This is a genomic window from Mycobacterium sp. E3298, assembly GCF_001666895.1.
Lineage (GTDB): Bacteria > Actinomycetota > Actinomycetes > Mycobacteriales > Mycobacteriaceae > Mycobacterium.
In genome coordinates, this window is record NZ_LZJB01000336.1 from 1 (window position 1) to 8,878 (window position 8,878).

Consider the following 8,878-nt stretch of genomic DNA (forward strand, 5'->3'; position numbering starts at 1 on the left):
TTGTGCCGATGTGGGATCCGGAATTGTGCGCGGCCGAGGTGCGGCGTCTGGCCGGCAAACGCTGCAAGGCCATCAGCTTCCTCGAGGCGCCGCACGCTTTCGGCTTCCCCAGCTTTCACAGCGAGCACTGGGACCCGATGCTGACCGCGATGTCGGAGACGGGCAGCGTGCTGTGCATGCACATCGGGGCCAGTGGCGGCCTGATCACGCTGGCGCCTGACGCTCCGATCGACCATCACATCATCCTGCCCACCCAGCTCACGCTGATGGCCTTGCAGGACCTCATGTTCGGCCGTACCCTGCGCAGATTCCCGGACCTGCGTATCGCCCTTTCCGAGGGCGGCATCGGTTGGATCCCCTATTACCTCGAGAGGGCCGACCGACATGCCAAGAATCAACTCTGGATCGGTCAGGACTGGTCGGATCGCATGCCCAGCAGGATATTTCGGGACCAGGTCCTGGCTTGCTTCATCACCGACCCGGCTGGCGTCAAGCTGCGCAACGAGATCGGCATCGACAATCTGGCGTGGGAGTGCGACTATCCGCACACCGACTCGACCTGGCCCAACGGCCCGGAGCAGTTGTTCGGCGAGTTCACGGCTGCCGGTGCGACCGACGAGGAAATCAATAAGATCACTCACGAAAACAGCTGTCGTTTCTTTGATTTCGACCCGTTCAAACACACCGCGAAGAAAGACGCGACGGTGGGTGCGCTACGCGCCAGGGCCACCGACGTCGACCTGTCGACGGTGAGCAAGGCCGAATACCGGGCCCGTGCGGAGGCGGCCGGCCGGGAGACGGTGCAGGTCTGATATGACGAGTACCGTCGATCTGCCCAAGATCTCGGCCGATGCGCACGTCGACGAGCCGCATGACCTCTGGTATGAACGCCTCAGCGTGGACCTGCGCGATCACGCCCCGCGCCGCATCCTGGCCAATGACGCCGGCGGGTGGAGCCTGGTCGTCAACGGCAGCCCCATCGGTTGGAACGAACTGTCGGCAGAAGAGGCAGCAGCCAAGGAGGCCGAGCGCGTGGCGGCGGCCTCGCCCGACGTACGGCTCGACATGATGCGGACCGACCGCATCAACGCCGAAATCGTCTTTCCCACCATCGGGCTATACGCGTGGGGCATCGCCAATCCCCTTGCTGGGCAGTCGGTATGCGAGGTCTACAACGATTGGATTCGCGAGCAGATCGGGGGACACGACCGGATCAAACTTGCGATGATGATCCCCACCTGGAATGCCGACATGGCCATCGCCGAGGTCGAGCGGGTGGCTGCCGATCCGTCGGTGGGTGGACTGCTGTTGCCGCTGGTCGGCAAGCCGGAGTGGAACTCCAAAGAGTGGGAACCGCTGTGGGGCGTCATCGCGTCGACGGGCCGGCCGGCCGTCATGCATCAGGGCAGCGGCCACGACATGATCTTCTATCGAGGGTGGGGGAGCGGCACGGCGAATCTTCTTGCCACGCAATCGATGGCGCCGCGCGCAGCCGCCTTGTTGAGCTGCAGCGGGATCCTGGAGCGGCATCCAGACCTGCACGCTGTCTTCGTCGAGTGCAACGGCGGCTGGATCTCGTGGGCGATGCAGACGCTGGACTACTATTACCAGGCGCACGACGAGATCGGCTGGACCAAACCGAAACTTGCCGAACTGCCCAGTCACTACATCCGGCATCAGATCCACTCGACCTTCCAGGACGATCCCGTCGCGATTACGAACCTCGCGGATACCGGCGCCGAATGCCTGTTGTGGGGCAACGACTATCCCCACCCCGAGAGCACATACCCAGAGTCGGAGAAGATCCTCGACAGGCTCTTCGCCGGCGTCGACATCGACAGTGCGCGGGCCATCATCGGCGGAAATGCACGCAGGCTATTTGGTTTTGACGAAAGCGTCCTGAAGGACGCCCCCTGAGTGGCCGTCCGATGAACGCAGAGTTCTCGCTTCGCCAACAGGACTACTCGCTCAGCGAGGAGCAGGCCGCACTGCGGGATTCCTTCCGGGCCTATTTCGAAAAGACCATCCCGACATCACGGGTTCGCTCGGCCGAACCGGACGGGTTCGACGCGGCGCTGTGGGACGAGCTCCAGGAACGTGCCCTCGTTGAGATGGCGCTGCCCCAAGCGGTCGGTGGCGACGGGGCCGGCTTGGTCGAGCTGGCGTTCGTGCTCGAAGAGGCCGGCCGCCGCGCGGCGCCGGTACCCCTGGCCGAGGTGTTGGCGGCGGCTCGCGCGCTCGCCCGCATCGACCCGTCATCGCGGCTGCTGGCCGCCATGCGCGATCGTGGCGCGGTTGTCACCCTCGCCCCGGGCACCGCCGACCGTCGGCTAGCACCCGCCGGAGCGATCGCAGAGGCCGTGCTCGCGCCGCAGGGCGCCAACCTGACGCTGGTCACCAGCCCGCCGGCGCCGACCCAGCCCAATCTGGCGTGCGCTCCGCTGGGCTGGCGCGAGGTTACCGGTGGCGCACGGGTGGGTTCGGCCGACGAGTGGGACCTAGCTGAACGGGAATGGCACGTCTTGACGGCGGCCGCGCTGGTCGGGCTGGGTCAGGCCGCCCTGGACCTCGGTGTGCAATACGCCAAAGAGCGCACGGCTTTTGGCACCCAGATCGGAGCGTTTCAAGCCATCGCTCATCCATTGGTCGACGCCGCCAACAGCGTGGGCGCGGCCCGGCGGCTGATGTGGCGCGCTGCCTGGTTCTGCGACCATGAACCCGAATCCGTTGGTGCGCTGGCCTTGTGCGCAGTGCTGGCCGCCGGTGACGCCGCCGAGCAAGCCGGGGCCACCGCCATCCACACCCAGGGCGGCTTCGGGTTCACCCTTGAATCCGACGTTCAGCTCTACTACCGCCGGGCCAAAGGCTGGGCGCTGGCCGTCGGCGACCGTCGCACCCTTCTGCGACGCGTCGCCCGGTGGGCGCCGCATGTGTTGAAGGATGCGCTCACGTGAATTTCGAGACCATCGAACTCGACGACGACACCCTCACGTTCTGGCAGGGGGCACGCGCCTTCTTCGGCGAACACGTCACCCCGGCGGTGCTGGAAGACGAACGGCTGCACGGCGGCGGATTCAACGAGGGCCTGCACCTGGCGATGGGGGCGCGGGGATGGGTCGCGACGCAATGGCCGACGTCCGAGGGTGGGGCGGGCCTGGACGCGTTGCGGGCGCGCATCGTCGCCACCGAATGGGCGCGCAGCGGCGCGCCCTACATCCTGGCCTCCACGACGTTGCTACCACCGATCGCCATCCGAATCTTCGGCTCGCCGGACATCCGGGCCGAGGTGCTGCCGCGGGTCGCTGACGGCACCGTTCGCATCTGCCTGGGTTACACCGAACCGGACTGCGGATCGGATTTGGCCGCGGTGCGCACCCGCGCGGAGCGGGATGGCGACGAATGGGTTATCAACGGACAGAAGATGTTCACCACCGGTGCCCAGTTCAGCCAATACTGCTTTCTGCTCACGCGCACCGACCCGTCGGCGCCCATGCACAAGGGCCTCACCGTTTTCCTTCTGCCCCTGGACACTGCGGGGGTGGAGATCCGGCCGATCGGCACACTTGGCGGCGAACGTACCAATTTCGTTTACCTGCAAGATGTTCGCGTCAACGACCGCTGGCGCCTGGGCGACGTCAACGCGGGTTGGACCGTGGTCGCCGCGCCGCTGAGCCAGGAACACGGCATCTCCGCCGACGGCAGTGACCCGACCATCGGGGGGCCCTACCTGGCCGAGTGCGAGAAACTCCTCGCGGAGTTCGTTCGTTGGGCCGCAACGCAACCGGGTCCCGCAGGCACATCCTTGCTCGACGACGCCGTGGTGGCCGAGCGCATCGGCGAAGCGCTCGTCAAGGTCGAGATGACGCGTTCGGCGTCGGGACCGCCGGCTCGCATCCTGTCCTCCGACCTGCTGGTGCAGACGGCGTCGGAGCTGATCGATCTCATCGGCCCGACAGCCCTTCTGGCGCGCGGGGCGGAGGGGAGTGCCGGCGACGGTGCATTCGAAGCGGGATTCCGATTCGCGCCGGGGACCGGCATCTATGGCGGATCCACCGACGTGGCGCGAAACGTGATTGCCGAGCGATTCCTGGGACTTCCCCGTAGTACACCGCGAAGGAACAAAAATGAGCGAAACGACAGCGCTGTCGGCTAGCCACGACGAACAGTCCGACGACGCCGTAACGGAGGGCATAGCCGCCGAGGCCTTCGGGGGTGACTTCGCAGCGATGCTGACTGTCCCCGAACCACAGGAAGTGTACGCAGGCATCGGATCGGCGCCGATAATCGTGATCGACGGCAATCACATTGTCGGCGCCGCCAAGAGCGTCGACGCTCTGACCCGCAGCCACGATGTGCGCGGATCGGGGGCAGTGGGCAATACGCAGAGCGCCGATCGCCCGCTGATTCCGCTGGACATCGACCGGCCCGAGCACACCAAATACCGCAAACTGCTTGACCCGATCTTTTCGGCGAAGGCGATCGCCCACCTGGAGACCGACGTAAGAACGCTCGCCGACGAGCTGATCGACAAGTTCATCGAACGCGGCCACGCTGACATCTACGATGAATTCTGCGCGATCCTCCCGTCCACGATTTTCCTGCGCCTCATGGGAATTCCGCTCTCCGAGCTGAACTACTTCCTGCAGAACAAAGACGATTTGCTGCGCGACGTCGAGGGGGAAACCGTCGCGCAACGCGAGGCCAGGTACAAGGCGGCGGGCAAACGGTGCTACGCGTACTTCAACCAAGTTCTCGACGAACGCGAAGCGAGCGGCGAACCCGGGGACGACATCCTCGGCCGCTTCATGACAGCCGAAGTCGACGGCCACTCACTGACCCGCGAGAACATTCTCGACATCTGCTTCCTGCTGATGATCGCCGGCCTGGATACCGTAGCGGCGTCGCTATCCTGCATCCTGTCCTGGCTCGCGCGCCATCCCGACGAGCGCCGTCAGGTAGTGGCGAACCCGGAAATGTGGCCCGACGCCATCGAAGAGTTGATGCGTTGGGAGACCCCGGTGCCGGTGGCATCGCGCACTCCGACCGTGGACATGCAGGTCGGCGAGACGACCGTGGCCGCAGGAACGCAGGTGACGGTGCTGTGGGCCGCTGCCAACCTGGATCCGGAGAAGTTCAAAGATCCTCTCAAAGTGGACCTGACCCGTCGGCCCAATCCGCACTACTCGTTCGCAAGCGGTTTTCACCGTTGTCTGGGAAGCCATCTCGCTCGGATGGAGCTGCGGGCGGCACTCGACCAATTTCACAAGCGCATTCCCGATTACGAGATCACGCCGGGCTCATCGTTGCGATACGAAGCTCTTCCGGTGCGGCTGGCGCGGCCGCTGCCACTGAGTTGGGAGGTGCGTGGATGAGGCTGGAGCTCGACAGCGGAGCCTGCCAGGGGCATGGCCGCTGCTACAGCCTCTCGCCCGCGTTGTTCGACGCCGACGAGGAGGGGCACAGCGTGCTGCTGGCGGCCGAGGTGCCAGTAGGAGAGGAACCCTCCGCCACGGACGCCGTGCGGTCCTGTCCCGAGGAGGCCATCGCCCTTCATGACTGACCAAGCCGGCTCGACCGCGCGCCCCGACTCCGCGACGCCGACGTCGTCGGATCGTCCGCAGATCCGAGCCGGATTCATCGGTCTCGGGGACCAGGGCAAGGGAATGGCGGATCGGCTCATAGCCTGCGGGGTGCCCACGACGTTGTGGGCACGCCGGGCGGAATCGCTTGAGCCCTATCGCGGTTCTGCGGCGACGTTCGCGGAAACCCGGGCCGAGCTGGGGGCCAACAGCGACGTGGTCGGGATCTGTGTGGTCGACGATGCAGGGGTCCAAGACGTCGTCCTGGGCGAATCCGGGGTGCTCGCCGGCATGTCGCCCGGGTCCGTGCTGGCCATCCATTCGACAATCAGCCTGGAGGTCTGTCACCACATTGCGCGGATCGCGGCGGAACGGGGCGTCGGGGTGATCGACGCTCCGGTCAGCGGCGGCGGCTTCGCGGCTGCCGAGGGCAAGCTCACCGTCCTCGTCGGCGGCGAGGACGAAAACTACGAAAAATGCCGCGCGGAGCTCGAAACTTTCGGCGGCAACGTGATTCACCTCGGGCCGCTCGGCAGCGGGTTGATCGCCAAACTCGTCAACAACACTCTGCACGCCGCCCACTACGCCCTGGCGCGCGACGCGATGGTTGCCGGCACTCGGTTGGGCCTGGACGAGCACGCTCTGGGCCGCGCTTTGTCGGTCAGCAGCGGCAACAGCTTTTCGCTGAACACCGCCGTCGCTGTCGGTGGCTTCGGGGTGTTGGCTCCAATGGTGGGACCCCTGCTCCGTAAAGACATCGGAATCTTCGACCGGCTGACCGGCGAACGCGATGCCCCCACCGGCTCGCTGATCGCAGTCGCCGACGAAGCGCTGCAACTTTTCGGATATCCGCGTGAGCCGACTGAAACGGGTCTCTGACCGGTCACCAACGTGTTTCTGGCGCAGCCCGATTCGGCAAGTTGGCGTTGCGCCCACCGGGAACTCCACGTGGGTCGCCAACCAGCTTGTACGTCAGGCCATCCCGGCGATCGAAACCGGCGGCTGCACGGTCGGCGGTGTTGCTGTCGTCGCATGAATGCGGCTGGGAGCCGCCGCCGATGGCGAGAACCCCTATCGCTTCTCCGATGTCGACGCGGAGGAACCGCCCTCCTGAGCGCGGCGATCCACACCGTCGCGGTCCGCACCGAAAAGAAACCTGTCGGCGATCGCATGCTCGTTGCGAATGGACATCTCCTGGGCGGTGTTGAGCCAGAGTCCCTCGAACCCGGCCGAGTGCATGCCCGCGTGGATGGCGCCGATGTTCCTCAGGTCCTGTGAGGGCAGCTCGCCCCAGCCGTCGTGGTCCTGCCACCGCTCGAAGACCTGCCACTGCGTCTCGGGCACCTCGCCGGGCGCGAAATGCTCCAGCGAGAACATCTCGAACGTGCACCGATTCGGGTCTTCGGCGTCGGGCAACATGCGGTATCCCAGCAGGCAGGACTTCTCGACCAGGATCACCATGGTCGGAAACACATGCCAGTCGCCGTTCCCCGCGAAGTATTGCTCCATCGACATCCGCGGGAAGTCAACGCCTTCGGCGCGGGCGAGCTCCTCGCACATCTGGTGGTACAGAACAAACGGTGGGACGTCGCCGGGCTCCATCGCGGCCAGCTTTTGCGCGGCCCGGTAGTCTCGCTCGGTGACCAGCGACCCGACCTCGAGGTATTGGTATTTCATCGAATTCGCGAACACCTCGGGTCGCGCCGCCTGCTCCTGGCGGCCCTTGTCGCGGCCGGCATGCTCGGGACGCTGTGTGTAGACGAACCGCGAGTGGTTCTTATAGGTGATGGTCGGGGTGTAGGGAGCGTAGACGTATTCTTGCGGCGCTGCGGGCTCCGCAGACGGCCGCGGGCCCTGCGCCGATCGCATCGTCTGCGGATGGGTCCCGGGCGTGTGATAGCCCTCGATGAAAGCGTCGACTACGGTCTTGTAGTTCGCCGGCAGGAACGTGCGCTTGCGCCAGCGGTAGCGCATGTCCTGCAACCGAAATGGAGCCAGCGCGGTCGGCAGCGGGTCCAGCCACTCGAGCAGATCCGGCGGGTCCTCGGCCATGCTCACGAACACCCAGCCACCCCACGTCCCAACCGCGACGGGACGCAGGCCCCACTGCTGGCGGGGGCGCGGTGCGAATTCGTCGCGACATGGGACGAAGGAGGACCGGCCATCCAATTCATAACGCCAGCCATGGAATTCGCAGCGCAGCTCTTTGTTGGCCGAGCAACCGCTGCCGCGGACGACCTTCATGCCGCGGTGGGCGCAGGTGTTGTGGAATGCCTTGATGCTGCCGTCCTTCTGGCGCACCACGGCAATGGACTGCCGGCCGATCGTGTACTCGTAGAAGCAGCCGGCGTCCGGTACTTCCTCTACGCGACACGCGGGCTGCCACACGCGGGTGAACAATCGCTCCAGCTCGAGGTTCAGGAATTCCGGGTCGATATACCGGCTCTTGGGCACGAAAGTCTCGCCGCAGGCGAACTTTTGTGGCACCCGCTCGGTGGCAAGCTCGGTCATTGTCGCACTTTTCGTCGGCTCAGCTGGAGGGTGGCTTGTCAAAGATGTTGGGATACAGCACCGCTTCCTTGAACGACGTCTCGATCTCGGCGAATGCGGTCGGGATGTCCCACGTCCCCGACGCCGACACGATCTCGCGTTCGACGACCGGATTGGACATCAGGCTGATCCGCCCGTTCCCGGCGAAGATCACGCGCCGGTTGAGCCAGTCGGACTGCTCGCTGGCCAGATACACGACCGGCGGCACGCAATTCTTCGGCGAAAGGCGAACGTTCGAGTCCGAGTAGTCCATGCTGCCGCCGCCCTTGATGCCCTGCGTCATCCGGGTGCCCGCGATCGGCGCAACGGCGTTGCAGCGCACCCCGTAGTTGCGCAGCGCGTTGGCGCACGAGAAGGTCAGGCCGACGATGCCCATCTTGGCGGCGGCATAGTTCGGCTGGCTCGGCGCGCCCTGCAAGCCCGACATGGATGTGAAGGTGATCAGCCGGTACTGCCCGCCGCGGTTCTCCCGCCACCAGGCCGCCGCGTGGCGCGTGACGTTGAACGTCCCTTTGAGGTGCACCGACACCACCGACATCACCGACTTCGCCGCGTGCGCGGATCTCATCGGCCGGGCCGCCGAGACGCTCGGCGGCTTGGACGTCGTGGTGAACGCGGCGGGGATCCTTCGCGACGGCATGGTCTTCAAGATGAGCGAGCAGGACTGGGACGCGGTGGTGTCGGTGCACCTCAAAGGGACGTTCAACGTCACGCGCCACGCGGCGGCCTGGTGGCGGGAGAACCGCGGC

The 8,878-nt window shown here is 65.7% G+C and carries 10 protein-coding genes; 8 read left to right on the forward strand and 2 right to left on the reverse strand.

What is annotated here, in order from left to right; genetic code table 11:
• The 7 genes from A9X05_RS15730 to A9X05_RS15760 form a co-directional block, all read left to right on the forward strand.
• A partial coding sequence (locus tag A9X05_RS15730; protein WP_156736761.1) for an amidohydrolase family protein occupies positions 1–812 on the forward strand: 812 nt, incomplete at its 5' end.
• Positions 813–897: 85 nt separating this feature from the next.
• A complete protein-coding gene (locus A9X05_RS15735) occupies positions 898–1,917 on the forward strand; it encodes an amidohydrolase family protein (protein ID WP_197499080.1) in 1,020 nt (339 codons plus the stop codon).
• An 11-nt stretch (positions 1,918–1,928) separates the two neighbouring features.
• The gene (locus tag A9X05_RS31130) at positions 1,929–2,954 is read left to right on the forward strand and encodes an acyl-CoA dehydrogenase (RefSeq protein WP_067782539.1); all 1,026 of its coding nucleotides are present in this window, start codon (positions 1,929–1,931) and stop codon (positions 2,952–2,954) included.
• Entirely contained in the window at positions 2,951–4,153 is a 1,203-nt protein-coding gene (locus A9X05_RS15745; protein ID WP_067782543.1) for an acyl-CoA dehydrogenase family protein, read from the forward strand. Before A9X05_RS31130 ends, A9X05_RS15745 begins: the two co-directional genes overlap by 4 nt.
• Complete coding sequence (locus tag A9X05_RS15750) at positions 4,125–5,372, forward strand: cytochrome P450 (RefSeq protein ID WP_082950440.1); 1,248 nt, start codon at positions 4,125–4,127, stop codon at positions 5,370–5,372. The genes A9X05_RS15745 and A9X05_RS15750 overlap by 29 nt, the downstream gene beginning before the upstream one ends.
• Positions 5,369–5,560: a ferredoxin gene (locus tag A9X05_RS15755; RefSeq protein ID WP_067755181.1), complete on the forward strand. Its 192-nt coding sequence runs from the start codon at positions 5,369–5,371 to the stop codon at positions 5,558–5,560. Before A9X05_RS15750 ends, A9X05_RS15755 begins: the two co-directional genes overlap by 4 nt.
• Positions 5,553–6,458 carry an NAD(P)-dependent oxidoreductase gene (locus A9X05_RS15760; RefSeq protein WP_082970986.1) on the forward strand — a complete coding sequence of 302 codons (906 nt, stop codon included), beginning with the start codon at positions 5,553–5,555 and terminating at the stop codon, positions 6,456–6,458. Before A9X05_RS15755 ends, A9X05_RS15760 begins: the two co-directional genes overlap by 8 nt.
• Before the next feature lie 192 nt (positions 6,459–6,650).
• Here the strand turns inward: A9X05_RS15760 and A9X05_RS15765 are convergent, their stop codons facing one another.
• Both A9X05_RS15765 and A9X05_RS15770 read right to left on the reverse strand, forming a co-directional pair.
• Positions 6,651–8,090 (reverse strand): aromatic ring-hydroxylating dioxygenase subunit alpha, encoded by a 1,440-nt coding sequence (locus A9X05_RS15765; RefSeq protein WP_067755178.1) that lies wholly within the window; start codon positions 8,088–8,090, stop codon positions 6,651–6,653.
• A gap of 19 nt (positions 8,091–8,109) precedes the next feature.
• Positions 8,110–8,652: an SDR family oxidoreductase gene (locus tag A9X05_RS15770; protein ID WP_231978398.1), complete on the reverse strand. Its 543-nt coding sequence runs from the start codon at positions 8,650–8,652 to the stop codon at positions 8,110–8,112.
• Between A9X05_RS15770 and A9X05_RS15775 the strand changes: the two genes are divergently transcribed.
• On the forward strand, positions 8,642–8,878 hold a 237-nt coding region (locus A9X05_RS15775), incomplete at its 3' end, for an SDR family NAD(P)-dependent oxidoreductase (RefSeq protein WP_304442450.1). The two genes, A9X05_RS15770 and A9X05_RS15775, sit on opposite strands and share 11 nt — an antisense overlap.

Coding starts and splice junctions, on each gene's coding strand:
- A9X05_RS15755 (WP_067755181.1), top strand. CDS start 5,369: ATGAGGCTGGAGCTCGACAGCGGAGCCTGCCAGGGGCATGGCCGCTGC.
- A9X05_RS31130 (WP_067782539.1), top strand. CDS start 1,929: ATGAACGCAGAGTTCTCGCTTCGCCAACAGGACTACTCGCTCAGCGAG.
- A9X05_RS15750 (WP_082950440.1), top strand. CDS start 4,125: ATGAGCGAAACGACAGCGCTGTCGGCTAGCCACGACGAACAGTCCGAC.
- A9X05_RS15760 (WP_082970986.1), top strand. CDS start 5,553: ATGACTGACCAAGCCGGCTCGACCGCGCGCCCCGACTCCGCGACGCCG.
- A9X05_RS15765 (WP_067755178.1), bottom strand. CDS start 8,090: ATGACCGAGCTTGCCACCGAGCGGGTGCCACAAAAGTTCGCCTGCGGC.